21 protein-coding genes are annotated in these 24839 nt (G+C 63.8%); 11 read left to right on the top strand and 10 right to left on the bottom strand.

Features of this window, described 5'->3' with window-relative positions:
- Positions 1–55: 55 nt before the first annotated feature.
- Positions 56–955, bottom strand: a complete 900-nt coding sequence (locus AArcSt11_RS00475; RefSeq protein ID WP_250593660.1) for an SDR family oxidoreductase — start codon at positions 953–955, stop codon at positions 56–58.
- Between the two features lie 92 nt (positions 956–1047).
- Between AArcSt11_RS00475 and AArcSt11_RS00470 the strand changes: the two genes are divergently transcribed.
- Positions 1048–1383, top strand: a complete 336-nt coding sequence (locus AArcSt11_RS00470; RefSeq protein ID WP_250593659.1) for a DUF8062 family protein — start codon at positions 1048–1050, stop codon at positions 1381–1383.
- A 123-nt stretch (positions 1384–1506) separates the two neighbouring features.
- On the opposite strand, the gene AArcSt11_RS00465 is transcribed toward AArcSt11_RS00470, so the two are convergent.
- Positions 1507–2535 (bottom strand): glucodextranase DOMON-like domain-containing protein, encoded by a 1029-nt coding sequence (locus AArcSt11_RS00465; RefSeq protein WP_250593658.1) that lies wholly within the window; start codon positions 2533–2535, stop codon positions 1507–1509.
- 104 nt (positions 2536–2639) lie between these two features.
- Here AArcSt11_RS00465 and AArcSt11_RS00460 point away from each other — a divergent pair, with 104 nt between their 5' ends.
- The 3 genes from AArcSt11_RS00460 (at position 2640) to AArcSt11_RS00450 (ending at position 4739) form a co-directional block, all read left to right on the top strand.
- Positions 2640–2906: a DUF7967 family protein gene (locus AArcSt11_RS00460; protein ID WP_250593657.1), complete on the top strand. Its 267-nt coding sequence runs from the start codon at positions 2640–2642 to the stop codon at positions 2904–2906.
- Positions 2907–2988: 82 nt separating this feature from the next.
- Positions 2989–3900, top strand: a complete 912-nt coding sequence (locus tag AArcSt11_RS00455) for an ABC transporter ATP-binding protein (RefSeq protein WP_250593656.1) — start codon at positions 2989–2991, stop codon at positions 3898–3900.
- On the top strand, positions 3897–4739 hold the full coding sequence (locus AArcSt11_RS00450) for an ABC transporter permease subunit (RefSeq protein ID WP_250593655.1): 843 nt from the start codon (positions 3897–3899) through the stop codon (positions 4737–4739). Before AArcSt11_RS00455 ends, AArcSt11_RS00450 begins: the two co-directional genes overlap by 4 nt.
- On the opposite strand, the gene ligA is transcribed toward AArcSt11_RS00450, so the two are convergent.
- Positions 4736–6805 (bottom strand): NAD-dependent DNA ligase LigA, encoded by a 2070-nt coding sequence (ligA, locus tag AArcSt11_RS00445; protein ID WP_250593654.1) that lies wholly within the window; start codon positions 6803–6805, stop codon positions 4736–4738. The two genes, AArcSt11_RS00450 and ligA, sit on opposite strands and share 4 nt — an antisense overlap.
- 57 nt (positions 6806–6862) lie before the next feature.
- Positions 6863–7030, bottom strand: coding sequence for a DUF7556 family protein (locus tag AArcSt11_RS00440; RefSeq protein ID WP_250593653.1), 168 nt, complete (start codon positions 7028–7030; stop codon positions 6863–6865).
- Positions 7031–7181: 151 nt separating this feature from the next.
- Between AArcSt11_RS00440 and AArcSt11_RS00435 the strand changes: the two genes are divergently transcribed.
- Genes AArcSt11_RS00435 through AArcSt11_RS00425 form a run of 3 tightly spaced genes read left to right on the top strand, consistent with a single transcriptional unit; the run spans position 7182 to position 10338 of the window.
- Entirely contained in the window at positions 7182–8033 is an 852-nt protein-coding gene (locus AArcSt11_RS00435) for a CBS domain-containing protein (RefSeq protein ID WP_250593652.1), read from the top strand.
- Entirely contained in the window at positions 8026–9762 is a 1737-nt protein-coding gene (gene glyS, locus AArcSt11_RS00430; RefSeq protein WP_250593651.1) for a glycine--tRNA ligase, read from the top strand. The genes AArcSt11_RS00435 and glyS overlap by 8 nt, the downstream gene beginning before the upstream one ends.
- On the top strand, positions 9763–10338 hold the full coding sequence (locus AArcSt11_RS00425) for a diacylglycerol/polyprenol kinase family protein (protein WP_250593650.1): 576 nt from the start codon (positions 9763–9765) through the stop codon (positions 10336–10338).
- A gap of 3 nt (positions 10339–10341) precedes the next feature.
- Here the strand turns inward: AArcSt11_RS00425 and AArcSt11_RS00420 are convergent, their stop codons facing one another.
- The gene (locus tag AArcSt11_RS00420) at positions 10342–11184 is read right to left on the bottom strand and encodes a universal stress protein (protein WP_250593649.1); all 843 of its coding nucleotides are present in this window, start codon (positions 11182–11184) and stop codon (positions 10342–10344) included.
- A gap of 200 nt (positions 11185–11384) precedes the next feature.
- On the opposite strand from AArcSt11_RS00420, the gene AArcSt11_RS00415 reads away from it, so the two are divergent.
- Positions 11385–11969, top strand: coding sequence for a hypothetical protein (locus AArcSt11_RS00415; protein ID WP_250593648.1), 585 nt, complete (start codon positions 11385–11387; stop codon positions 11967–11969).
- Position 11970: 1 nt separating this feature from the next.
- On the opposite strand, the gene AArcSt11_RS00410 is transcribed toward AArcSt11_RS00415, so the two are convergent.
- On the bottom strand, positions 11971–14103 hold the full coding sequence (locus tag AArcSt11_RS00410) for a response regulator (RefSeq protein ID WP_250593647.1): 2133 nt from the start codon (positions 14101–14103) through the stop codon (positions 11971–11973).
- Between the two features lie 190 nt (positions 14104–14293).
- Between AArcSt11_RS00410 and AArcSt11_RS00405 the strand changes: the two genes are divergently transcribed.
- Together AArcSt11_RS00405 and AArcSt11_RS00400 are read left to right on the top strand one after the other, a co-directional pair.
- Positions 14294–15526, top strand: a complete 1233-nt coding sequence (locus AArcSt11_RS00405; protein WP_250593646.1) for a cation:proton antiporter regulatory subunit — start codon at positions 14294–14296, stop codon at positions 15524–15526.
- Entirely contained in the window at positions 15523–16749 is a 1227-nt protein-coding gene (locus AArcSt11_RS00400; RefSeq protein ID WP_250593645.1) for a TrkA C-terminal domain-containing protein, read from the top strand. Before AArcSt11_RS00405 ends, AArcSt11_RS00400 begins: the two co-directional genes overlap by 4 nt.
- Before the next feature lie 4 nt (positions 16750–16753).
- On the opposite strand, the gene AArcSt11_RS00395 is transcribed toward AArcSt11_RS00400, so the two are convergent.
- The 4 genes from AArcSt11_RS00395 to AArcSt11_RS00380 form a co-directional block, all read right to left on the bottom strand.
- On the bottom strand, positions 16754–18025 hold the full coding sequence (locus AArcSt11_RS00395; RefSeq protein WP_250593644.1) for a cation:proton antiporter: 1272 nt from the start codon (positions 18023–18025) through the stop codon (positions 16754–16756).
- Positions 18026–18544, bottom strand: a complete 519-nt coding sequence (locus AArcSt11_RS00390; protein ID WP_250593643.1) for a cation:proton antiporter regulatory subunit — start codon at positions 18542–18544, stop codon at positions 18026–18028.
- A gap of 84 nt (positions 18545–18628) precedes the next feature.
- Complete coding sequence (locus tag AArcSt11_RS00385) at positions 18629–20935, bottom strand: amino acid permease (protein WP_250593642.1); 2307 nt, start codon at positions 20933–20935, stop codon at positions 18629–18631.
- 251 nt (positions 20936–21186) lie between these two features.
- Positions 21187–22266: a mechanosensitive ion channel family protein gene (locus AArcSt11_RS00380; RefSeq protein WP_250593641.1), complete on the bottom strand. Its 1080-nt coding sequence runs from the start codon at positions 22264–22266 to the stop codon at positions 21187–21189.
- A gap of 96 nt (positions 22267–22362) precedes the next feature.
- Between AArcSt11_RS00380 and AArcSt11_RS00375 the strand changes: the two genes are divergently transcribed.
- On the top strand, positions 22363–24828 hold the full coding sequence (locus tag AArcSt11_RS00375; RefSeq protein ID WP_250593640.1) for a DEAD/DEAH box helicase: 2466 nt from the start codon (positions 22363–22365) through the stop codon (positions 24826–24828).
- The last annotated feature ends 11 nt before the right edge of the window (positions 24829–24839 follow it).

Here is a 24839-nt window from a genome sequence, read left to right as displayed (position 1 = left end):
TTCCCCACGAACAAAAACCTGCGTGTTGGCGTTCAGGTTGTTGCGTGCCGTCCCACTACCGCCATCGTCTCAGGCGTGCGTCAATCCGTCCAATCCGGGTCGTTGCCCACCCGAACGCGCGCCGGATCGGATCGAGGAGCGCGGGCGGAAACCAGCGCGTCCACCTGATGAACGTCGCCACGATCCCGACAGGATATCGTGCCCGTGGCGAGCGGTCGGTCGCCGCGGCGACGATCGTATCGGCTACCCGCTCGGGGGAGAGCGCGAGCGGCCCGCCGTCCAGTGCCCAGCCGTCCTCCAGCGCGGCGTACGTCTCCGCGTAGCTCTCGTGGCGCTCGCGCCCGGCGAGCTCCGCCCGGGCGTCGTCGGCGAAGGGCGTCTCGACCCACGGCGGCTCGACGAGGACGACGTCAACCCCGGTTCCGCGCAGCTCCAGCCGGAGCGAGTCCGACAGCGCCTCCATCGCGGCCTTTCCTGCCGCGTAGCTGCCCAGCCCCTGATAGGCGGCCAGCCCGAGCACGCTGGAGACGTTGACGATAGTCCCCGATCCCTGCTCGCGCATCGCGGGCAGCACCTCCCTGATCAGCCGGTGTGGACCGTGAACCAGCACGTCGAACTCCGCTTTTGTCTCATCGACCGGCACTTCCTCGATCGCCCCCGGTACGGCGTAGCCCGCGTTGTTCACCAGCACGTCGAGTCGGCCTGTCTCCGCGAGTACGTCCGCAACGACTGCCCGACACTGTTCGTCGTCGGTGACGTCCAGCTCGCGCGTCCGACAGCGTGCCTGAATCTCCTCGGACAACGGCGTCTCGACGTCCGTCGCGTACACCGTCCAGCCCTTCTCGGCGAACGCAAGCGCTGTCGCCGCGCCGATCCCCGAGCCAGCGCCGGTAACCAGGACGACAGGGCTGTCACTCCCGGACTCCGGCACCTCGGCCGATGTCGTGTCGGACACAGCTTCGAGTTGCCGCGTCCCCGACGTAATCGTTTCGAGACCCGTCGTGTTCGACAGCGGGATTCAAAAGCGTTGGTCGAGAACAACGACCAATGACCGACGACGCGCCCCACGAGATCGATGACACGCCGACGATCGCCTGCTCGCGGTGCGATCGGGAGTGGGATCTCGCCTACGAACTTGACGACATGGGCCTCGGCAATCAGGCCGTCGAACAGTTCGCGCTCGATCACATGCGCCACACGGGCCACTTCCCCGACGACGTCGCGACGTGGCGGGCGAACTGCCGACAGTGTCCGGCAAGCGAGGAGCAACTGGCCGAACACGGCGTGCGACGCTGGGCCGAGTTGCATGCCCGGCACACGCGTCACGACGTCGAAATCCGGGGCGGGGACGACACGGTCAGTCTCATCGAGCGGACGGAGTAGGTGGCTTACAAGAGTACTCCCTGCAGAACACGTCAACCGAACCTACCGGTACCCGGTACGTTCTGCCAGCCGCTCACTCCTGTATCAATAAAATCGGAAGAACTGATCGCGGTATCTCAGCCGTTATTCCTCGACTTCGTCGTCACTCAGACGTTTTTTCGCGAGCGCACCACCTGCCGCGCCAGCAATGGCCGCACCGATGCCGAAGCCGGGCGAGCCGTCGTCGTCGGCTTCGTCGTCGTCATCATCGTCGCCGTTCGGGTCGTCGTCACCGTTGACATCGTCGTCGCCATTGGCGTCATCGTCGTCGTAGTCATCATCGCCGTTGGCGTCATCATCGTCGCCGTTCGGATCGTCGACCTCCTCGTCGTGGTCGTCGTCGACCTCCTCATCGCCAACCTGGAGGAGCGGGATCTCGGCGAACTCGCCGTCGGAGTACGCAAGCGCGTCCTCGTTACTGACGTCATCGGGCGTTACGAGGTCGATGACCTGTGGGGCGTAGTCGTTCTCCGCGCCGCCGAACTCCCACTCGCCGCCGTCTGCCGTGACCTGACGGACCATCCCCTCGGCGTAGCCATCGAAGCCAACAGAGAGCGCGGCGACCGCACCGTCTTCCAGATAGTCGAGTGTGGATTCGTCAACGGAAACTGTGATCTTGTCGCCGTCCTCGGTATTGATCTCGACGTCCTCGTCGACGACGTTCCCCTCGGCGTCCTCGACGACGGGCTCGAAATCGTCCTCGAACGGCGAGACGACGACTCGATGATGATGTGGTGCCTCGAACGTCGCATTGATGCCCTCCCGTGCTTCGATCGTCCCTCCATCAGCGTCCGGGTTGTGGAAGTAAATCTGAATCAACTGGTGGGAGAAGCCGTAGTCGCCACCCCACTCGTTCGTGATACCGTGATGGTACTCCTGTGTGAAGTGGTACTCACCGTCTTCGGAGCGAATCGTGAACCCGGCAAGATCGAACTCCCCTTCCGGGATTTCGTCGGTCGTCGGATACGTGTAGTTACCGGGACCGACGTCAGTCCCCTCCGGCACGTCCCAGTGTGCGATCGCGTCGTCCTCTTCACCCGCAACGGACGGGACGCCCACGACGGTTGCTGCGCTGATTGCGCCAATGCCTGCTAGGTATTGTCTACGTTTCATATGCAAACGATTCGATTATAGGTATAAAAACATTATGAATGATTGCATCGTTGCTACACCGGTCTCGCGCCAGATACAAATCGGCCGCCGTGCTACGCGGTCGTATGTCCGAGAATTCGGTGCAGTGCTGGCTCGTCGAACGCTCTTATAGCGACGAAAACCTCGTCTCGTTCGTCTACGCGACGCCCGACGGGAGCCGATATCACCAGCGCGACCTCTCCGCGAACATGCTCTTTCGACTCGACGTGACGGCGGCCCGGTCGGTCCCCGAGAGCGACCTGCAGCCGGTCGACGACGACGCGCTCCGGGAGCGCTACGCCGCCGAAGCCGACCGGATGGCGAGCGAGCACGACCCTGACGACACACTCTGAGAGGGAGCATTGACCGTGCGCTCCGACACTTTTCCACGCTGTTTCACAAAGAAATTATATAATGCGGTCGTGAATGGCGGATATGGCCGCCATCCAACTCGACGAGGTCACGAAACAGTACGGCTCGCTGACCGCCGTTCGTGATCTCTCCCTCCAGGTCGAGGACGGCGAGATCTATGGCTTTCTGGGACCGAACGGCTCCGGCAAGTCCACGACGATCAACGTCCTCCTCGATTTCGTCCGACCGACTGACGGCACCGCCGAAGTGTTCGGTATCGACTGTCAGGAAGATCCGCTCGCCGTGCGCGAGCGCATCGGCGTCCTCCCCGAGGGTTTCAGCGTCTACGATCGGCTCACCGGTCGCCAGCACCTCGAGTTCGCCTGTGAATCGAAAGCCATCGACACCGACCCGCAGTCGTTGCTCGACCGTGTCGGCCTTACCGACTCCGCGGAGAGACGGGCCAGCAACTACTCGAAAGGGATGAAACAGCGTCTGGTTCTCGCAATGGCGCTCGCAGGCGATCCCGACCTGCTGATTCTCGACGAACCGACGACCGGACTCGATCCGAACGGGGCGCGCCGGATGCGCGAGCTGATCGAGGCCGAACGGGATCGTGGCGCGACCGTCTTCTTTTCGAGCCATATCCTCTCGCAGGTCGACGCAGTCTGTGACCGAGTCGGCATCCTCACTGGCGGTGAACTCGTCGCGGAAGACAGCATCGATGCGCTCCGTGCATCGACAAACTCGGTTGACGAACTACGGGTTACCGTCGCGCAACCGGACAAGCGCGCCCTCGAAGCTGTGCGATCACTTCCCGGCGTCTCGGGGGTCAGGACCGACGGAAATGCTTTGCTCGTCGACTGTGCCAACGACGTGAAGGCGGATGTTATCGCAGCAGTAGAGGAGACAGGTGTCGAAGTTACTGACTTCTCGATCGAAGAGGCGTCGCTCGAAGAGCTGTTCGAGCAGGTCACGAGGGGGACGGACCAATGAGCTGGGAAGCGATTGCCCGCAAGGAGATCCGGGACTCGATCAGATCGCGCTCGCTCATCGTCCTCTCCGGGCTATTCGTTATCCTCGCCCTGTTTCTGACTGCGCTGTACGCGTCCGTTCCTCTGCTGGGCGGGGCCACGGAGGGCGAACTGAGGGTCGAAAACCTCGTCTCGTTTTTTAATAGTGCCGTGATGTTCGTTCCGATCATCGCCGTTCTGCTCGGGTACAAAGCCGTCGTCGGGGAGCGTCAGTCCGGGAGTCTCAGCCTGACGCTCTCGCTGCCACACACCCGTGACGACGTGATGCTCGGCAAGTTCATTGGCCGCTCGGTCGTGCTTGCCGTGCCGGTCCTGCTGGCGTTTGCCGCCGGACTCCTCGTTGTTGTCGCGCTGTTCGATGCGTTCTCGATCGTCGACTATCTGGTCTTCGTCCTCGGCGTCTTGCTCATCGGTATGGCGTATCTGAGCCTTGCAATCGGCTTTTCGGGCGTGGCCTCGTCCTCGGTGCTCTCTGCCGTCGGGGTGTTCGTACTCTACGTCCTGTTCCGGTTCGTCTGGACGCCCGGCCTGATGGCAATCCAGTCCGTCGTCAACCGCCTGCAGACGGGTGAGTGGACGATCGCGTTCCAGTTCGACTGGTGGATGTACCCGCTCTCGCTGATCAATCCCCACTACGCCTACCAGATGATTCTCCACGGGTTCGTCTACACGGACATGGCCCAGCCCCGGTACATGAGCGCGTGGTATATCAACGGCTGGACCGGCCTTGCCGTCCTCGCCGTGTGGATCGTCGTTCCACTCACCGTGGGAACGGCGCTGTTCCGGCGACAGGACCTCTAGTCGGTACTGAGTGTCACGTCCCGCTCCGACAGCAGGTCCACGAACTCCGCCTCACCGAGCCGCGTCACCCCTTCCTCCGCGGCGTCCTCAACCTTTGTTGTTCCCGGATTCTCGCCGGTCACGAGATAGTCGGTGTTACCGGAGACGCTGCTCGTCGCCGATCCACCGTGGGCCTCGACGAGTTCCTGGGCCTCGCTGCGCGTGTAGCCGTCCAGACTGCCGGTGAAGACGATCGTCAGCCCATCGAGTTCGTCGCCGCCGGTGGTTTCGGCGGCCTGTGGCTCGACACTTTCCGCACGCAGCTCCTCGATCACCGCCCGGTTCGCTTCGGAGGCGAAGAACTCGTGGATCTCCTCGGCGACGACCTGACCCACCTCATCGACCGATTCTAACTCGTCGACGCTCGCCCCCATCAGGCTGTCGAGGTCGCCGAACTCGCGGGCCAGTTCCCGGGCGGTCGCCGGGCCGACGTGTGGGACACCGAGTGCCGAGAGGAAGTCAGCGAGCGGGGGTTCTTCGGTCGCCTCGATCGCCTCGATCAGGTTCCGCGCACTCCGCTCGCCCCAGCCCTCCAGCCCGGCCAGTTCGTCGGCGTCGAGCCGGTAGAGATCCGGCAGCCGCTCGATCAGCCCCGTATCGAGCAGCTGGCGGATCGTCCGTTCACCCAGTCCGTCGATATCGAGCCCGGCGTCGCTCCCGTAGTAGACCAGCGATTCCCGTAGCTGGGCGTCACAGGCGATTCCCCCGGTACAGTGGGCCATCGGGCCGTCCCGCTCGACCGCGCTCTCGCAGACCGGGCAGGTGTCCGGAAACGTGAAGTGACCGTCGCCGTCCTCGTCGATGACCTCCGCGACCTGTGGGATCACGTCGCCCGCCCGCTCGATCCGCACCCTGTCGCCGACGTCGACGCCGAGGCGGGCGATCTCGTCGGGGTTGTGCAGGCTGGCCCGAGCGACCGTCACCCCGCCGACGTCGACCGGATCGAGCAGTGCGACTGGCGTCAGGCGGCCCGTTCGCCCCACTTGCACCGCGATATCGCGGACCGTCGTCTCCTCGGTGCGTGCGGGGAACTTGTAGGCGACCGCCCACCGATAGTGTCGGGCGGTCGACCCGAGAGCCTCGCGCTCGGCCCGGCCGTCGACTTTGATCACCACACCGTCGATCTCGTAGTTCAGGTCGTCCCGCTGGTCGAGGATGTTGTCGCGGTACGAAATTGCGGCCTCGATGTCGTCGACGCGGGTGGTGTGTTCGTTGACGCGCAGGCCGAACTCCGGCAGCGTCTCGTCCTCGGCGTAGCGGCTCTCCCACTCACGGCTCGCGTCGAGCACCTCGAAAAAGAAACAGTCCAGCGGGCGCTCGGCGACCACGGTTGGGTCGTGCTGACGGATCGTCCCTGCTGTCGCGTTCCGCGGGTTCGCAAAGGGGTCTTCGCCGCGTTCGACCAGCTCGCGGTTGTACGCCTGAAACGCGTCCCGTGGCATGTAGATCTCGCCCCGCACGGCCAGAAACTCCGGATAGTCCCCCGAGAGCTGGAGCGGGATCGACCGGATCGTCCGGACGTTTGCGGTCACGTCGTCACCCTCGCGACCGTCACCGCGGGTGACTCCACGCACGAGCTGGCCGTCCTCGTAGACGACCTCGATCGAGATACCGTCAAACTTCGGCTCACAGACGTAGCTCACGCCGTCGAACTCGCGCTCGATCCGGTCGGCAAAGTTACGCACTTCGTCGGCGTCCTCGGTGCTATCGATCGAGAGCATCGGCGCGACGTGCTCGACGGTTTCGAACTCGTCGACCGGCTCGCCGCCCACCCGCTGGGTCGGGCTGTCAGCACTGTCGATATCGAACCGGTCTTCGAGCGTTTCGAGGCGGGCAAACAGGGCGTCGTAGACTCTGTCGGAAATAACTGGGTCCGCCTTTCGGTAGTACCGACGGTCGTGATATCGGATCGCTTCCCGGAGGAGATCCGCCTGTTCACGGGCCTCGGTCTCGTCGAGCGATTCCACCGGCTCGAACTCCGTCGGCGGCTCCTCGACGTACGGGTTCTCCGTAGACTCTGGCGGCATTGCTCGGGACTTTGGCCCCATCGTTCAAAAAATCGACCATCCGGAGTGCGTCCGGTCTTATCGCATCTCGTCAGGCTCCACCGCATCGGCGAGATCCGTGGAAATCCACGCCCCATCGCGGGTGATATCCGCGATTACGTACTCGCCCTCGTGGCCGTCGCCGTCGATCGTTCCAACGACCTCGCGCGTGTCCGCCAACGACTCGCTGTAGCCTGACGTGGACATATCTATAACTATCTTTAATACATAGATAAGTCCGTCGGATTTGATATGAACGCTTGTCCACTTCTGGGCCAGCTACAGTGCTTTCGGCTGTCACGTCTCGATGCGCACGTGAAGCAGGGAGTTTATTGCGGTTTTGCACGTACGCCGGTGTATGAATGTATCCGACGCGATGACACCCCGTTCGGAGCTCGTCACGGTATCGATACCCGGTAGCCGGGACGACGCCCTCGAATACCTGCAGGATCGGGAGTTCTCCTCGGTGCCGGTCGTCAAAGAAACCGATGCGGGCGAGCAGTACCGCGGCCTCGTCTCCCGCGAGAGTCTGATCGAGCAGCCCGACGAGGACCAGCTCGCCTTGCTGATGGACGAAGTTCCGACGGTCGAGCGCGACGCCAGCGTCGAGGAACTCGCCGAACTGATGGCGACCGAGAACGCCCGCCGAATTCCGGTCGTCGATGGCGAACTCGAGGGAATCATCACGATCACTGACGTGATCCGCGCGATTGCAACCGGTGACGTCGACGCCGAGACGAGCGTCGAGGAGCTGGCGACGACCGACATCAACACGACCTACGAGGCTGCACCGCTGCTCGTCGGAATGCGCGAGCTGTTCTACGCGAACGTCCCCTACGCCGTCGTGCTCGACGAGGAAGGCGACCCCGCCGGCATGTTGACCGAGGTCGATATCCTCGACGTGGCCCGCGTTGTCGAGGAAGAAGAGCGCACGGGCAACAGCTTCGCCGATCAGGACAACGACTGGATGTGGGAAGGAATCAAGGGTGTCGGGAGCCGCTCGATGACGGTCCGGAACGTCGAACTCCCCGACGAGACTGTCGGCGACCTGATGACATCGGACCTCGTGACGGTCTCGAAACGAAAGACTGCGAAGGAGACGGCCCAGCAGATGATCACCCACGACATCGAGCAGATCCCGCTGGTCTCCGGTGACGAGCTCATCGGCGTCGTCCGTGATATGGACCTGCTGGAGGCGCTGTATGAGTAGTCAGAAACTCGTCGAACTCGCCAAGCGCCGGGGCTACTTCCTGCAGGCCTCGGGCGCGTACGGCGGTGTTTCGGGCTTCTATACGTTCGGCCCACAGGGTGCGGCGCTCAAGGGAAACGTCGAGGACGCCTGGCGGGACCGCTTTGCCGTCAAGGAGGGCAACCAGGAGATCGACGCGCCGACGATCATGCCCGAACCCGTCTTCGAGGCTTCGGGTCACCTCGACACGTTCGACGACATGCTTGTCGAGTGCGCCGAGTGTGGGGAAAGTCACCGTGCGGATCACCTGATCGAGGACAACACCGACCTCGAAGATGCCGAGGCGATCCCGATCGCGGAGGTCGAGGGACTTATCGAAGAGCACGACCTTGCCTGTCCGTCCTGTGGTGCCGCCCTCGCCGGCGAACCGGTCGAGGACTTCAACCTCATGTTCGCCACGAACATCGGTCCCGGCGACTCCGCGCCGGGCTATCTCCGACCCGAGACCGCACAGGGGATCTTCGTCGAGTTCCCCCAGCTCAAAGAGTACGCCCGCAACCAGCTTCCCTTCGGCGTCACCCAGATCGGGAAGGCCTACCGGAACGAGATCAGCCCCCGAAAATCCGTTATTCGCACCCGGGAGTTCACGCAGGCCGAACTCGAACTGTTTATCGACCCCGAGGAGGACGAGCCCGACCTCGCGCGGGTCGAGGACATCGAGGTGACGCTGTATCCCGTCCCCGAACAGCAGGCCGACGAGGGCGAACCGATCACGACGACGATCGGCGAGGCAGTAGAGGACGGCACCATCGCCAGCGCGTGGATCGGCTACTACCTCGGCATCGCCCAGCAGTGGTACGATCGCGTCGGTATCGACATGGACCGCTTTCGCTTCCGCCAGCATCTCCCCGGCGAACTCGCTCACTACTCGGTGGACTGCTGGGACGCCGAATCGGAACTGGATGGCGACTGGGTAGAACTCACCGGCTTTGCCTACCGGAGCGACTACGACCTGAGCAAACACGGCGAGTACTCGGACGAGGAGTTCACGATCTTCAGGCAGTACGACGAACCGAAGACCGTCGAGCGCGCGACGGTCGATCCGGAGATGAGCTATCTCGGGCCGGAGTTCGGCGGCGCGGCGGGCGAGATCGCCGACGCGCTCGCGGCGCTCGCCGAGACGGACCGATCCGCGTTCGAGGGGGACGAGGTCACCGTCGAGGTCGACGGCGCGGAGTACACTGTCCCGGTCGAGAAGACCGGCTTCGCCGTCGAGGAAGTTACCGAAGCGGGCGAACACATCACGCCCCACGTCGTCGAGCCATCTTTCGGTATTGACCGCGTGCTCTACACCATCCTCGACCACAGCTACCGCGAGGACGAGGTCGACGGCGAGGAACGGACCTATCTCGAACTCGAACCCGAAGTGGCCCCGACCTTTGTCGGCGTCTTCCCGCTGATGGACAAGGAGGGGCTGGGCGAGCTCGCCGGGGAGGTCGCAACCGACCTGCGTGAGGCCGGGCTCTCGGTCGCCTACGACGACTCCGGTGCGATCGGGCGGCGCTACCGCCGACAGGACGAGGTCGGCACGCCGTTCTGTGTCACCGTGGACTACGAGGCGCTCGAAGAGGGGACGGTGACGGTCCGCGAACGCGACTCGACCGAGCAGGTCCGGGTCGCCCTCGACGAGCTCGTCGAGACGCTGACGGCGCTCCGGTCGGGCGACCTGTCGTTCGACGAACTGTCGTAGATGGCCGACGAGATCAAGCGGCGGCTGTTCCACGCGAGCAGTTCGATCATCCCCGGGCTCTACCTGCTCGAGGTCCTGACGTGGTCGCAACTGGGCGCGCTCATGCTCGCGGCCAGCGCCGCAGTCGTCGGTATCGAACTGCTCCGACTACGGACCGGGCTGGATCTGTGGATCTTCGAGAAGCTCACCCGCGAGTACGAACAGGAGACGGTCGCGGGCTACGCGCTGGGTGCGTTCAGCATGACGGCAGTCATACTCGCCTTCGAGCCCGCGATCGCCGTCCCAGCCATCCTGATGCTCACGATCGGTGATCCCGTGAGCGGACTCCTGGGCACCGACGAGCTCCGGACGATCAAACATCCACGCTCGCTGGCGGCGATGTTCGTCATCAGCCTCGCGATCGCGTGGCCGTTCCTGAGCCCGGCGGTCGCCGCGGTCGCCGCGCTCGGGGCGATGGTCGCCGACGGCGTCAAACCCCGAATCGGCGAGTTCGTCGTCGACGATAACCTCTCGATCCCGCTCGTGGCCGGTGGGGCGGCGTACGTCGCGGTCGCGCTCGTGTCTGTACTCGCGTAGATCCTACTCTTCCGGTTCGCTCCGCACCAGCAGTACGGCGCTCGCCGCGGAGCGCCCGACGCCTTCCGCCACCGACCCGACGAGCTTGCGGCGCAAGAACGGGTCCCGCGTCGCGCCGAGGATCGTCAGGTCGTGATAGGAGGTCTCGTCGTTGATCGCACCCGGCACGTGATCGCTCCGGAGCAGATCCGTCCCGACATCGCAGTCGTCCGGGAGCGTGGCAGCGCTCTCCGCGAGCAATGATTCCGCGGTCTCGACCGCAGCAGTGTTCGCGTCCGGCCCGATGACGTGGACCAGTCGAATATCGGCGTCGTGTTCCGTCGCGAGCGCTTCAGCGAGCTCGACGGCGAGATCGGAGTGGGGGCCGTCCGCGACCGGCACGAGAATCGAGTCGACGTGCCGGGCGGGACGGCGGATCCGCTTGACGAAGACGTCACAGTCCGCCTCTGCGAGCACGCGATCGATGAAGCTCCCCAGAATGATATCCCGGCGACGCGGACGCCCGTGCCAGCCGAGCAAGAGCCCGTTGGCGTCGTGTTCGTCGACCGCGCCGACGATGCCAGTCGCCACGTCGCGGGCGTACCGGAGCGTCGTCTCGACGGCCACGTCGGCGTCCGTGGCCCGGCGCTCCGCGTCGGCCAGCACCGCTCGCTCCTCGCCGTCCTCGTCGACGAGCTGGTGGCCCTCCGAGAGCGGGATCTGTGCCGGAACCTCGACGACGTGCAGCGCGAGGATGCGTAACGATCGGCCCCGCGCGATGTCGACGGCAGTGTCCAGCAGCCGCTCGACCGTCTCCGGGTTGGAAACGGGCACCAGCAGCGTTCCGTCGGCGGTGTCGGTTGCCATACCGGCATATCGCTCCGACGGCGTATAAAATCCGCTGGCCCGGGCTGAACCAGTGGAGTCTGGTGTTCGCCTTTACTTCAGAATTTGTAGTATTATACTATCATTCTTGAAGTAATGGTCGATTGACGGCTATTGTCCCGGATCCTCTCGTGGTCGCATCGGCCGGTGGGATTTTCAGTGCGACCTTGCTACCATCAGTCATGTCGACGATCGCTAGCGCGCTTCGGTCGACGCCGCTCCGGACGAAACGGCCCCGCGGCCGGAGTGGGAAGCTCCTTGTTGGTTCCGGACTCGGCTTTTTGACGCTCGGTATGTTCACCGATAGCCTCGCGTATCGGGTCGGGATCGGCGGTCGGGAACTATCCGTGCTGGAACTCGGCGTCTTGCTGGTCGGCGGGGCGGTCGCACTGGCGTTTGGCAAGTACCTGCTGGGGAAACTGAAACGGCTCGGGGGGTATGGACTGCTGGGTGCGTTCGGGATCGGAATCGGACTCCCCTCGCTGATCGCGCTCCCGGCCATCGGCGGTGTCGTTCGCCGACTGGGGTCGGGGCTCTACAGCGCGCTCCCGTGGGTCGAGAGGTCGAGGTGGGAACGTCTCCTGGGTATCGCTGGTGGTCCGAAAGGACTCGCATCTGGCTGTTACGGCACCGTCGTGTTCTCGGTCGGTGCGTGGACCGGCACGCTCTCCGAGGAGTACCTGGTGTTCGGTTACGAACTCTCACTGCTTTCCGTCTTCGTCGGATTGACCGTTCCCGGCGTCGTCGTCTACTACTTACGCCGGTGATTCACTCGACCTGCTCGACGCCGGTAATCTCGAAGCGCGCCCCACCTGCTGTGCTTCCGGTAACGTCGACCTCCCAGCCGTGTGCCGACGCTATCTCCGCGACGATTGCCAGTCCGAAGCCGGTGCCGTCCTCGGTCGAGGAGTGACCGGCCTCGAAGACCGCCTCGCGTTCCGCTGCCGGGATCCCGCGTCCGTCGTCCTCGATGTAGAACCCGTCGGACAGGTCGCCGACAGTGATCGTCACCGGCCTGGCGTTGTGTTCGACCGAATTTCTGAACAGGTTTTCGAGCAACTGTGAGAGCCGGCTCCGATCAGCGCGGATCTCGCCCGACGTCTCGCAGGTCAGCGTCGCCTCCCCGGTCGCCACGTTACTCCAGCACTGGACGGCGATCGAATCCAGCGTCATCGGCTCCGTCTCGCCGACCGTTTCTCCGTCGCGGGCAAGCGTCAGCACGTCGTCGATCAACTGGTCCATCCGGTCGAGCGCCCACTCGATCTCCGCTACGTGCTCGCTATCACAGTCCTCGGCGAGTAGATCCAGGCGTCCGTCCGCGACGTTTAGCGGGTTTCGCAGGTCGTGGGAGACGACGCTCGCGAACTGATCGAGGCGCTCGTTCTGTCGCTGGAGCCTCCGTTCTTTCTCCTTGCGCTCGGTAACTTCCCGGATCGTCACCAGCACGCCGTCGATCGGCTCGGTGCCGATGAAGTTCTGGGAGCGAGTCTCGAACCACCGCCACGTACCCTCGGCATCCTTCGCCCGGAACTCGCTCGTCACGACCTCGTCGGGGCTCGTTAGCGCCTGCTGGAACCCGTTGATGGCCGCTTTCTGATCGTCGGGATGGACGTACTGGATCGGGTTCTCTGCCGTGACGACCAGTGGATCGTACTCGACCGCGGGCGAGATCGGGCTCTGGTATCGGACGGTGAGATCCTCCTCGAGAATGATCATGAAATCGGGCGTGTGCTCGACGAAGAACTTGAACTTCTCGAGCTCTTTTTGCCTCGCTTTTCTCTCGGTGATATTAGAGAAGATGGTAATAAACCGCCCGTGGCTCGGGGCGAACGCCGAGATCTCGTAGTGGCGATCCAGCGGTTCGGAGTACGATTCGAACCGTTTCGGCTCGCCTCCCAGCGCCACCTCCCCGAACGTTTCGATGAATCCCGTCTCCTCGATCCCGTCGATAGCCTCGGTCGCACGACGCCCGACGATCGCGTCGCCGTCAAGACCGGTCAACTCCTCGAACTGGTCGTTTACATGTAGATACTCGTAATCGACCGGCGTGCCCTCCTCGTCCGTGATGATCTCCTTGATACTGATACCGTGTAACGACTGCTCGAACAGCCCCTCCAGAAGTCTGGTCTGTTCCCGATCGTCAGTGACGTCCCGGTACATCCAGAGGTTCGCCGCCCCGCTTGGCAGCTCGTACGGAATGTAATCGCGCTCGACGATCCGACCGTCGGCGAGCTCGAAGGTCTCACCGATGACTGGCTCGCGTGCGTCGAGGTGGTCCTCGATCGAGGCCAGGAACTCCTCGCTCCGGACGAAGACGTCTTTGAGCTCCCATGCCAGTTGTGCACAGTCAGCGCCGACGAACTCCTCGACGCTCACGTCGTCGCCGAACAGTTCGAGGAGCTCCGTGTTTGCCGTCAGCACTTCCCGGGATTCGTCCTCCACGAGGATTCCGGCTGGCAGGTTCTCGATCACTGTTTCGAGGACGATCCGTTGCTGTTCGAGTTCGTGTTCGGTCCGGTGCTGTGAGACGGCGTTCTCGATCCGGTTGGCGAGCAGCTCGAACTGCTCGGTGGCAGTATCCTTCTGCAGGTAGTCCGTGACGCCTGCCGAGATGGCGTCACTGGCGACCTCCTCGCTTCCCTTGCCGGTGAACAGAATAAAGGGGAGGTTCGGATCTGACTCCCGCACCGCTTCGAGGAAGTCGATGCCGTTTTTCCCCGGCATATCGTAGTCGGAGACGACACAGTCGAATCGTCCATCCGCCAGTCGGTCCAGCCCCTCTGTTACACTCTCCGCTGTTTCGACCACGTAGCGGTCGTCGATCCGCTGCAGGTGGGTCGTCGTCAGTCCGGTAAATCGGGGCTCATCGTCGACGTGTAGCACCCGGACCGATCGGTTCATGACATCCACTTTCCCGCTTGAAAATATAAGCGTTGTGGGGAGTGTACGCCCCTCGTGGGTATTCCGCATCGCTTTGTTGTGGATAGCTGCGCGCAACATCGGTGTCGTTACCCGTTCTCCGTCGTGGATAATGTTCGAAGTCTGAGTATAAACGCCACCTCTATACTCCGTGGGCGACTCGCAACGCGCAATGACTTCGGCACAGGTTGCTGACGTTCTCGTCGGCATCTATCTCGGGCTTCTCGCGGGGATCTTCCCGGCGTTTATCGCCTTCTCGATCGGCTTTGGGTTCAAGTACTTCACGGACGTCACCATGCCCGGTCTCGGTGTCGTCGTGCTCGGTGGGGCGCTCGCGGGCGTTTCCGGCGGTCTCATGGGGCTGGTCGATCCGCAACTGGCGGATAGCTGGACCGGTATCACTGCCGTGCTGGTCATCCTGATGGCCTGTCTGTGGGCACATGGTCAGGGCGACAAGCTCGGGGCGGCAACCCCGCGAAAGCTCACGCTCAAATCGATTCGAGAGAGCCGGCTGTCAGCAGATCTCGTCGAACGCGTCGACTCGTACGGGCAGATACAGATCAGACCGGTCGGCGAGATTCTCGACGTCGAGGGGTATCCACCGCTGCCGGACAGTCTCCGGGAGACGCTTCATGAGGGCTCCTGGAAGTTCCCCGCGAGCCTCTCGCTTGCGGAACTGGAATCCCGGCTCGAAGAGCGACTTCTCACGGAGTACGAACTGGCGGCCGTCACGGTCGCGATCGACGAGCAGGGGCGGGCCGAGGTCGCCGCCGCGCCCAGTGCTGCCGGTCTCTCCCGCCGGGTCCCGCCCGGACAACGCGCCGTCTCGATCAGGACGCTGCTGCCGAGTGGGGTCGCCCGTGGGGACTCGGTGACGATCCGGCTTCCCGACGGGCCGGTGACCGGTCCGGTCGTGAGCGCACGGACGGAGGGCGACGACACGGTCTCGACACAGGAGTCGCCGGGAGAGACTGCGGGGATGGGCGGGGACGAAAGCGCCAACGTGCCGCCGAGTACGCCACCCGCACCGACGACGACGGGCGGGGAGGGCCGCATCACCATCGCCCTGTCGGCAGAGGACGCCCGGCGTGTTATCCGCGCCGAGTTCGCGCCGGTGATCGTCCACTCGCGCGGCAAACAGCGCGAGTACGAGGCGATCGGCGTGCTCAAAGCCCACGGCAACCGCTTCCGGAAGGTGACGATTGGGGCGTCGAGTAATCTTGCCGGGGGAACGATCGGCTCTGAACGGATTCGTGATACCTACGGCGTTGCCGTGCTGGCGATCCGCCGTTCGATGGAACGGATCGTCGCCCCAGACGGCGACGCCGAACTGACGCCGGGCGACGCGTTGATCATCGTCGGGCGACCGAGCCAGCTGCGGGCGTTCGAGGAGGTGGCCCAATGACGCTGCTCGCGACGGTCCTCTCGAACCCGCTGGTCGAGGCGGGGCTCCGGATCGTCGGACTGTCGCTGCTTGCCGCCGCGGTGACGACGCTCGTGACGTACGTCTACCGCGTCCGGGCACGGGCGGAACTGCCGGAGGGTGCGACGCTGATCATCGGCCTCGGTGTCGTCGCGATCTACCTCAACACCCGGCTAGTGTTCATCCAGTTCGTCGGCGAGACGGGCGATCCCTTCAGCGTTGCCGAGGCGCTGCTCAACGTCTCCGTGTTCGTGGCGGCGGGTGTAGCATCCTACGGCGGACGCCGACTCGGCACCTGGGCCGGGGCCTCAGAGCGGTTCTCCTGGGGACGGCTCCAGCCGGATTTCAGCCCGCTGGTCCGGGCAACAGGGCGGTACATCACCGTCACGCTCCCCGACGAAATCGCGGATATCGAGGGGTACGATCCGGTCGAGGACGAGACCAGAGCGGCTCTGGCCGGGCGGTCGCTCGATTTCCCCCGTGGCCTGACGCTCGCCGAACTCGAAACCGGGTTGATTACGCGGCTCAAGGAGGAGCACGACATCGGCTACGTCGACGTCGATCTCACGGCGGACGGCACGGTCGAGTACTTCGCGGTCGGCCGTCGCGTCGCGGGGATCGGCCCCACGCTCGCCCCGAAGACCGCGGCGGTCGCCATTCGCGCCGACCCGCCCTTTAGTGCCACGCCGGGCGATACTGTGCAGGTGTGGCAGGTACTCGACGGCGAGGAAACGCGCATCGGCACGGCGGAGCTGCGCGCGAGCGTTGGGCCGGTGGCGACGCTGGCGACGGAGGAGTCGGTCGCCGAGCGGCTCGATCCGACCGCGGAGTACCGGCTGATGACAGTGTCGGCTGACTCCCATCCGGACCGGGAGTTCGCGGGGATGCTCCGTCGTGGCGAGGAAACGATGAGCGTCGTCGAAATCGGCGCTGGGAGTCCGCTCGTCGGTACTCCGATCAGCGCGCTCGACGTGACCGTCATCGCGGTCCGGACGGCGGGCGGCGAGGTCGAGACGATTCCCGCGCGCGAGTGGACGATCAAGGTCGGTGAACAGCTGTTCGCGATCGGTCGCCCCGACGTGCTCCGCAAACTGGACGCAGCAAACGCGGTCCAGTCGATCGCGATCGACGGGGAACTGTCGAATGCTGACGATGCTGCAGTGCTGGCGGTCACGGAACCGGTCCCGCCGGCGGACGAGGAGTGAACAGTCAGTCGGCCGGTGTCACGTCTTCGTCCTCGACGAGGATCGGCTCGGCGATGAGCCACAGGCGGTCGGCGTACTGCATCGCCAGCGTTCCGAGGACGCTCATCACGAGCACGTAGCCGACGGCGATCGAGGGGATCGTCTCGGTGACGGCCTGTCCCCACTGGTCCACGCTCGCGGACGTGGCGATCGCCGCAATAATCAGGGAGAACTCCCCGCGGGTGGTCATCCCGCAGGCGACCCGGAACGATCGGCGCTCGTCGAGATCGTACACGCGCCCGCCCAGATAGCCGGTGAGGAACTTCGTCGGCCCCGAGAGAGCGACTGCCGCAAGGATCAGTCCAGCGACGGTCGTATCGAGGAAGACGAAGGGATCGGTCAGCAGGCCGATCCAGAAGAAGAAGACGGCGGCGAAGACGTCCCGGATGGGGATCAACAGCTCCTCGATCTCGTGGACGTGCGAGGTGCTCGAAAAGCCCATCCCGACGAAGAAGGCCGCGACGGCTTCGCTGACGCCGAGCGCGAGCGCGCCCCCGGCGACGAAGACCGTGATCGCGACCGTTCGCAGCACCGTTAGCTCGATTGAGTCGATCTCGAGGAACTCCTGGAAGTACTCGGTGCCGAAGTAGACGGCGAAGACGAGCACGAACAGGACGCCGACGGCGAGCAGGATGTCGGTCGTCGCACCCTCGATCCCGCCCGCGCCGAGCAAGAGTGCCGAGACGACGGCGAGATACAGCGCGATCACCATGTCCTCGTAGACCAGCGTGCCGAGCATCGGGCTACTCTCGTTGTTGGCGATCCAGCCCAGATCGATCAGCGACTTGGTGATGATCGCCGACGAGGAGATGTAGACGATCCCGCCCAGCAGGACGGCCTCCACGATCCCGCCGAAAAAGAGGTAGCCGATCAGCATGCCGGGCAGGAAGTTCAGCAGGTCGATCGTTCCGGCCTTCCCGATCCGCTCTTTGCTCTCGATGAGCCGTTCCATGCTGAACTCCAGCCCGAGGAAAAAGAGCAAGAAGACGATTCCTAACTCCGCCCCGAGATGGATGAACTCCGAGTCGGGATCGAGCCAGAGGTCGCTCCCGGCGATCGTCAGTCCGACCGCGTCGAGCGAGAGGGTTCCGACGCTTCCGAGCACCGCTTCACCCATCAGGATCCCGGCGACCAGATAGAACGGGATCACCGACTGTCCGACCCTGTTCGCGAGGCCGCCAGCGATGGCGAGCACTGCGAACATCACGCCGACGTGAATCAGCTCTAGCTCCGCCATCTATTCGTCGCCGTTCAGCTGCTCCTCGTCTAGCGGTTCTCCTCCCGCGAGCCGTTCGAGTCGCTCGTGGCTCGCCATATCGCCGAGCGCGACGAGCGTGTCACCGCTCTCGATCGTCGTTTCCGCGGTCGGGCTCTCGATCGTCTCCTCGCCGCGCTGGATCGCGATGATCGACGCGCCAGTCCTGTTTCGTACCGCGGCATCACCCAGCGTCCCACCGGCAATCTCGGCGTCGGCTGTCACCTTTGCCCACTCGATCAGCGTGTCCTCGCCCAGCGCGGTGCTGACGTCGGTGTCCTTGATCGGCTGGAAGTACGCACCTTCCATGATCGTCCCGACCTGTCGGGCGAGTTTGTCCGATAGCTCGAACAGCTTTTCCGAATCGGCGTCGGGCGTCTTTCGGACGAACAGCTCTCGCTTGCCGGTGTTGTGGATGACGATAACGAGTTTCTCCTCGCCTTTCAGATCGATCTCGAACTTCTTGCCGACCCCGGGAAGGTCGCTCTCGTGGACTACCATAGTTGCCCAATAGCAACCCCGGTTCGTAAACACCCGGGAAACGAGCCACCTGTCGATATTCCTCGATCACCGCCGTCCGGGCCGTTATGACTCTGTGAGGCGTCGCAGGATTGCCGAGCGGAGCGATCGATCGGTGCTTTCACCGCTTCGGACGAGCACGATCGTCCCGGATACCTGCTCACCGATCGTCTCCGGAATCGCACCGGAGAGGATGCGCTCGACCGACCCCGCTCGCGACACACCGAGACAGGTCGTGTCGTAGCCCTGGGCGATCGAGACGAGTTCGGATTCGATGTCGTCTGTCACGACAACGTTGGAATCGTACTCGTCGAGGCCGACGGACTGGGCCGTTTCGTCGATGATCGACTGCCCTCGTTCGATAGCGTCGGCAGTGTCTTCGCTCGGATCGCCCGATTGTACGTTCACTAGCGTCAGCGTCGCGTCGTCGGCCGACTGAACGAACGCTGCCGCCTTTCGAACGGCGACCGAGGAGTACGGTCCCTCGCCAACGAATGCGACCACGTCACCGACGTTGTCCGCGCCGTCATGTCTCACGAGCGTGACCTCACACTCCGCCTGCTCGATAACCCGATCGATGTGAGTGCCCAGGACACGCTCGCGGCGTTTGCGTGATCCCGACCAGCCCATCAACACGTCGTCCGCCTGCTCTTGCTCGACGACGTGCAGGATCGTGTCGCCAACGTCACGACCGACGATTGCGCGTGTCCGGAGGCCGATTTCCAGCTCTTCGGCAATATGTTCCGCCTCTTCGAGCAGGACGTGCTGGCGGTCGATCCGTTCTTGCTCGTAGCCGACCTCCTGAGCCAGAGAGGTCTGATCAGGAACGGTGATGACGTTCATCACGACGAGCTCGGCTTCGCCGTCGTGGTTTGCCGCGCTCGCAGCGGCGAGGCGCAGATGGTGTCGCTCCCGGTCGAGATCGGCGATCGGGACGACGATCCTGTACGGCGTTTCCGACGCCTCGGTCGTCGGTTCGACCTGGTCGATGATCGCCTCTCCGACGATCCCTCGACGATCGACCCGTTGACGACCGTACACCCAGTACCACAGCGCGCCGAGCAGGGCGATCCCGACACCGCCGATCTGTGGGAGCAGGTCCATCTGCGTGAGGATTCCCAGCCCTGCGAACACGCCGAACAGCTGTATCCACGGGTACAGCGGCGAGCGGAAGTCGGGATCGTACCAGTCCGGATCCCGGCGACGGAATGCGATCAGGGAGAGACAGACGAGGATGTACACCACGATCTGGAACGCTCCCGCGGTCTTGGCGATCTCCTCGACCGGCAGCGTCACGATAATAAACAGCATCGCCGCGCCGGTGATCAGGATCGACGTGACGGGCGTGTGGAACCGGTCGCTAACTGTCGCGAACCCGTCGGGCAGGAGGTTGTCACGGCTCAGCGCGAACGGATATCGCGACGCCGTGAGGATCCCCGCGTTCGCCGTGCTGATCAGGGCGAACATAGCCGCAACGACGATCAGGATGACCCCGAGGAATCCGAAGAACGGTTCGACGCCGTCGACCATCGGAATCTCCGATCCCTCCAGGGTTGCGGCGTCGACGGTACCGACGAGGACGAACACGATCAGTGCGTACAGCCCGGTCGTGAGCCCGAGCGAGAGCAACAGGCCGAGCGGGAGGTTCCGGCCGGGGTTTTCGATCTCCTCGGCAACCGCTGCGACTTTCGTGACGCCGCCGTACGAGATCAACACCATTGCGGTCGCCGCGAACAGGCCGACCGACCCCTCGGCGAAGAAGCCATCGTAACTCCCTCCCTCGATGTTACCCGCGGAAAGCGCGACGAACCCGCCGAGAATGAACAACATCACGAGGACGAGGATCTTCTGGAGGCCGCCGGTCTGTTTGACGCCGACGACGTTGATCGTAATAAGCAACGCTCCGATAACCACGGCGATCAGTTCGAGGTGCGTAATTTCGAGCGCGTACGAGAGGCCGATCGCCGCGTTTTCGATCGGAACCGGGCCGACCAGTTCGCCGGAGACGTCGACGCCGAGTCTGCTGAAGATCGGTCCGAGATACAACATTCCGCCAACGAGCGCGAGCGCTCCCTTGAACATCAGCATCAGCCACGTCCCGAGTCCGGCGATCGTCCCCGCGCCCGGTCCCATCCCTCGCTCGATGAAAATGTAATCCCCGCCCGCTTCGGGCATCGCCGTCCCCAGTTCGGCGATGCTGACCGCCGCGGGGAGCACGAGCACTGCTGCGATGACGAACGCGAGGATTACGGCCGGGCCCGCTTCGGCCATCGCCAGTCCCGGTAAAATAAAGATCCCACTGCCGATCATCGCACCCATACTGATCGCTACGACCGACGCGAGTCCAAGATCTCGATCTAATTCTTCAGGCATTATTTAGTGGATAGACTCATCCAATTGCGGCTGGTCCAGTCTCAGTCCATCGTTTTCTACATAAGTATATAAACTCTCTGGAAACTGTTCAGATGTAAATTTCAGAATTCCATAATTGGAGATCTGGTTTGATATCACCGATTAAAAATAACGAGATTAAACAATCATCCACAAAAAGCGGGAAGCTACGGGCGCATCACCCAGTAGTGATCGGTGTTACAGTTGGCTGTCCGTCGTTCGGCATCTACAGGTCATTTCTGATCGTGGGGTGTCACGTCGAACGTCTCTGTGGACTCGGTCTGCGCTTCGTCTCCGTAGGTCAGCGTACGCTGTGGGAACGGGATCTCGATCCCCTCCTCGCGGAGCCGTCTGTGGACGCGCTTGTTGACCGCGTGGCGTGCCCGTGACTCCCGCGTGGAGTGGGGGATGTATCCCCGCAGTTCGAACTGGAGCGCCGAGTCGCCGAACTCGACGAACCGGACCTCGGTCGGTGGTGAGGACATGATATCCGATTCCGCTTCGAGCGCCTCGTAGAATATCTCCTCGACTCGCTCCGGATCGGTTCCGTACTCGACGCCGACCGGGACACGCATGCGTTTGTACCGGTGCGGAGAGGACTCGTTGATGACCTGCGTCGAGTTCAACACGGCGTTCGGGACCGTCACCATCACGCGGTCCCGGGTCAGAATCGTCGTGCTCCGGAGGCTGATATCGATGACAGTACCCTTGTCGCCGGATTCGAGCACGACGAAGTCGCCCGGTTTGTACGTGTCGTCGACGAACAGCGCAATCCCGCCGACGAAGTTGGCGATGGCGTCCCGCGCGGCAAAGCCGATGATGATGCCGAACAGTCCGGCGGAAGCAAGCAGCGGCGTCAGATCGATATCCCAGACCGACAGCAACAGCCCCGCCGCAACGGCGACAATCGTCGCCGTCCAGAGGTTCTTCAGTACGGGCGCGATATCGTGTACCGGGTTCGTCTTGTCGAGGCGAGCGAGCCATTCTCCGCCGAGCCGTCGGATCCCCCAGGCCCAGAGGATGACGAGTACCGACAGCGTTGCCGCCTCGAGGACGAAGCCGAGCCGTGGTGGCTGGAGTAGCTGTACGACGGTGTACGCCCCAGCGAGGATCACCGAGAGATACAGCGGGACGTGTAACACCTCGAAGACGATCGAGAGCGCGTCATCTGGTGATCGGCGGCTGAGCCACCACCGGGCGGCGATCTCAACGGCCGTCGCCAGCGCCGCCGCAAAGAGGATCACGACCGCTACCTGTCGCCAGACGGAGAGGGCCTGAACGCTTTCGACGACGCCGACGGCGAGCGCCTGCATACTCGTTTCGACCCGGGCGAGAGTGTTAACTCTTGCTCGACCACTTTCACCGCGGTACGGGAACCCTTAACCTCGCCGACGCCGAACGATCGGCAAATGGCCTCCACGGATGCGGACACACAGTACGTGGACCACCCCAATCTCGTCCCATCGTTCATCGAGCGGCGGCTCTACCAGCTCCAGCTCGCCGGAACGGCGGCGGAGGGTCACACGCTGGTCTGTCTCCCGACTGGACTCGGCAAGACGACGGTGAGCCTGCTTGTCACCGCCCGGCGGCTCGACGAGGTCGGCGGCAAAGCGCTCTTTCTCGCGCCGACAAAGCCGCTGGTCCAGCAACACGCTGACTTCTACCGGGAGGCGCTGAACCTCGCTGACGAGGAGGTCGTCGTCTTCACGGGCGACGTGAGCCCCGACGACCGCGCAGCCCTCTGGGAGAGCTCGACGATCATCATCGCGACGCCGCAGGTTATCGAGAACGACCTCGTGGGCGGGCGGATCAGCCTCCGCGACGTCACCCACCTCACCTTCGACGAGTGCCATCGCGCAACCGGCGACTACGCGTACAACTACATCGCCGAGCGCTATCACGCCGACGCGAGCGATCCGCTCGTCACCGGGATGAGCGCCTCGCCCGGCGGCGACGAGGAGGAGATCCTCGAGGTCTGTGAGAACCTCGGAATCGGCGACGTCGAGGTGATGACCGAGGAGGACGCCGATGTGGCCGAGTACACTCACGACACCGATGTCGAGTGGGAGCGGATCGAACTGCCAGAGGAGATCACCGAGATCCGTGACGCCCTGAACGAGGTGATCGAGGATCGACTGGAGAAGCTACGGGAACTCGGTGTCACGGGGAAACGAAGCGCCGATCTCTCCGAAAACGATCTCCAGTCGATGCGCGCCGAGCTCCAGAAGCTGATGAACAACGACCAGTCGGAGGGGTACAAGGGAATGTCCCTGCACGCGGAGATCCGCAAACTCAAAACTGCGGTGACCTACGTCGAGACCCAGAGCGTCGAGGCGCTGGAACGGTACTTCGACCGGCTTCGGAACGCCGCCCGCTCTTCGGGGGCGTCGAAGGCCGACCAGCGGCTCGTCTCGGACCCGCGGATCCGGCAGGCGATGAAAGACGTCAACGCCTACGACGACATCCATCCCAAGTTCTCGCGAATGCACGTCCTGCTCGCCGAGACGCTGGGCATCGAGCAGGGCGAGCGCGTCATCGTCTTTACCGAGTCCCGGGACACAGCCGAAATCCTCACCGACTTTTTGAACGAGAACTTCGACGCTCGCCGCTTTGTCGGGCAGGGCGACCGCGAAGGGAGCGACGGGATGACCCAGAAGGAACAACAGGAGACGCTCGACGCGTTCCGCAACGCCGAGTTCGAGGTGCTCGTCTCCACGTCGGTCGCCGAGGAAGGGCTGGATGTCCCCGAGGTCGATCTCGTGCTCTTTTATGAACCTGTGCCGACGGCGATTCGATCGATCCAGCGCAAGGGGCGAACGGGTCGACAGGACGAGGGCCGGGTCGTCGTCCTCCTGGCCGAGGACACCCGCGACGAGGCGTACTTCTGGATCTCGCGGCGGCGCGAACAGCAGATGGAAGACGAGTTGCGGGAGCTAAAGAGCGCGACCGACGAGATCGTCGAGGAGCTAGACGACAGCCAGCAACAGCTCGGTGACTTCGGGGGTTCGGCGGAGGCGGCGTCCGCCGATGGCGGTGGTACTGGGGCAAGCGCGAGCGATCCGGGGTCGGACGTCCAGCCCGGGTTACAGGAGTTCGCGGGAGACGGTGAGGATAGAGATGAGGGGGACGAACCCGAGGACGACGCCGATGAGGGGGATGCCGAACCAACCGAAGAAGACGCCGACGACGCGGTCGTCGCCACCCCGGACACCGAGGACGACCGGATCGAGATCGTCGCCGACCAGCGCGAACTCGACGCCAACATCGCCCGGGAGCTCTCGAAACGGGAAGACGTCCAGACGCGACTGGAGACGCTCGCAGTCGGCGACTACATCCTCTCGGATCGCGTCGCCGTCGAGCGAAAGACCGTCGACGACTTCCTCGATACGCTGACCGGCGGGGATCGCTCGATGTTCGAGCAGGTCGGCGACGCCGCCCGCCACTACTCCCGGCCCGTGGTGATCATCGAGGGAGCCGACCTCTACGGGAAACGGGACGTCCACCCGAACGCGATCCGGGGGGCCCTGTCGAGCCTCGCGGTCGATTTCGGCGCGAGCGTCCTGCGGACCGAAGACGAGGACGAAACCCGGGAGCTACTGGCGGTGATCGCCGGGCGAGAACAGGAAAACGAGGACCGCGAGGTCTCGGTGCACGGCGAGAAACAGTCGAAGACGCTGGCCGAACAGCAAGAGTACGTGGTGGCGTCGATCGCCGACATCGGCCCCGTCACTGCTCGGTCCCTGCTCTCGGAGTTCGGCACCGTCGAGGCCGTGATGACCGCCCGTGAGGACGATCTGATGGAGGCCGAGGGCGTCGGGAAGGTCACTGCCGAGCGGATCCGAGAGGTTATCGGCGGCGAGTATACGGGACTGTGATCGGAGGGTCA

It is taken from the genome of Natranaeroarchaeum aerophilus, assembly GCF_023638055.1.
GTDB lineage: Archaea > Halobacteriota > Halobacteria > Halobacteriales > Natronoarchaeaceae > Natranaeroarchaeum > Natranaeroarchaeum aerophilum.
Note: the sequence above shows the minus strand (reverse complement) of the source record. Positions and strands in the feature narration are given on the sequence as shown.

What these genes read in the sequence shown, in the direction of transcription:
- glyS (WP_250593651.1), top strand. Translation starts at nt 8,026, where the DNA reads ATGAGTAGTCAGAAACTCGTCGAACTCGCCAAGCGCCGGGGCTACTTC.
- AArcSt11_RS00395 (WP_250593644.1), bottom strand. Translation starts at nt 18,025, where the DNA reads ATGGCGGAGCTAGAGCTGATTCACGTCGGCGTGATGTTCGCAGTGCTC.
- AArcSt11_RS00440 (WP_250593653.1), bottom strand. Translation starts at nt 7,030, where the DNA reads ATGTCCACGTCAGGCTACAGCGAGTCGTTGGCGGACACGCGCGAGGTC.
- AArcSt11_RS00465 (WP_250593658.1), bottom strand. Translation starts at nt 2,535, where the DNA reads ATGAAACGTAGACAATACCTAGCAGGCATTGGCGCAATCAGCGCAGCA.
- AArcSt11_RS00375 (WP_250593640.1), top strand. Translation starts at nt 22,363, where the DNA reads ATGGCCTCCACGGATGCGGACACACAGTACGTGGACCACCCCAATCTC.
- AArcSt11_RS00390 (WP_250593643.1), bottom strand. Translation starts at nt 18,544, where the DNA reads ATGGTAGTCCACGAGAGCGACCTTCCCGGGGTCGGCAAGAAGTTCGAG.
- AArcSt11_RS00400 (WP_250593645.1), top strand. Translation starts at nt 15,523, where the DNA reads ATGACGCTGCTCGCGACGGTCCTCTCGAACCCGCTGGTCGAGGCGGGG.
- AArcSt11_RS00450 (WP_250593655.1), top strand. Translation starts at nt 3,897, where the DNA reads ATGAGCTGGGAAGCGATTGCCCGCAAGGAGATCCGGGACTCGATCAGA.
- AArcSt11_RS00460 (WP_250593657.1), top strand. Translation starts at nt 2,640, where the DNA reads ATGTCCGAGAATTCGGTGCAGTGCTGGCTCGTCGAACGCTCTTATAGC.
- AArcSt11_RS00435 (WP_250593652.1), top strand. Translation starts at nt 7,182, where the DNA reads ATGAATGTATCCGACGCGATGACACCCCGTTCGGAGCTCGTCACGGTA.
- AArcSt11_RS00410 (WP_250593647.1), bottom strand. Translation starts at nt 14,103, where the DNA reads ATGAACCGATCGGTCCGGGTGCTACACGTCGACGATGAGCCCCGATTT.
- ligA (WP_250593654.1), bottom strand. Translation starts at nt 6,805, where the DNA reads ATGCCGCCAGAGTCTACGGAGAACCCGTACGTCGAGGAGCCGCCGACG.
- AArcSt11_RS00420 (WP_250593649.1), bottom strand. Translation starts at nt 11,184, where the DNA reads ATGGCAACCGACACCGCCGACGGAACGCTGCTGGTGCCCGTTTCCAAC.
- AArcSt11_RS00380 (WP_250593641.1), bottom strand. Translation starts at nt 22,266, where the DNA reads ATGCAGGCGCTCGCCGTCGGCGTCGTCGAAAGCGTTCAGGCCCTCTCC.
- AArcSt11_RS00470 (WP_250593659.1), top strand. Translation starts at nt 1,048, where the DNA reads ATGACCGACGACGCGCCCCACGAGATCGATGACACGCCGACGATCGCC.
- AArcSt11_RS00385 (WP_250593642.1), bottom strand. Translation starts at nt 20,935, where the DNA reads ATGCCTGAAGAATTAGATCGAGATCTTGGACTCGCGTCGGTCGTAGCG.
- AArcSt11_RS00405 (WP_250593646.1), top strand. Translation starts at nt 14,294, where the DNA reads ATGACTTCGGCACAGGTTGCTGACGTTCTCGTCGGCATCTATCTCGGG.
- AArcSt11_RS00415 (WP_250593648.1), top strand. Translation starts at nt 11,385, where the DNA reads ATGTCGACGATCGCTAGCGCGCTTCGGTCGACGCCGCTCCGGACGAAA.
- AArcSt11_RS00425 (WP_250593650.1), top strand. Translation starts at nt 9,763, where the DNA reads ATGGCCGACGAGATCAAGCGGCGGCTGTTCCACGCGAGCAGTTCGATC.
- AArcSt11_RS00455 (WP_250593656.1), top strand. Translation starts at nt 2,989, where the DNA reads ATGGCCGCCATCCAACTCGACGAGGTCACGAAACAGTACGGCTCGCTG.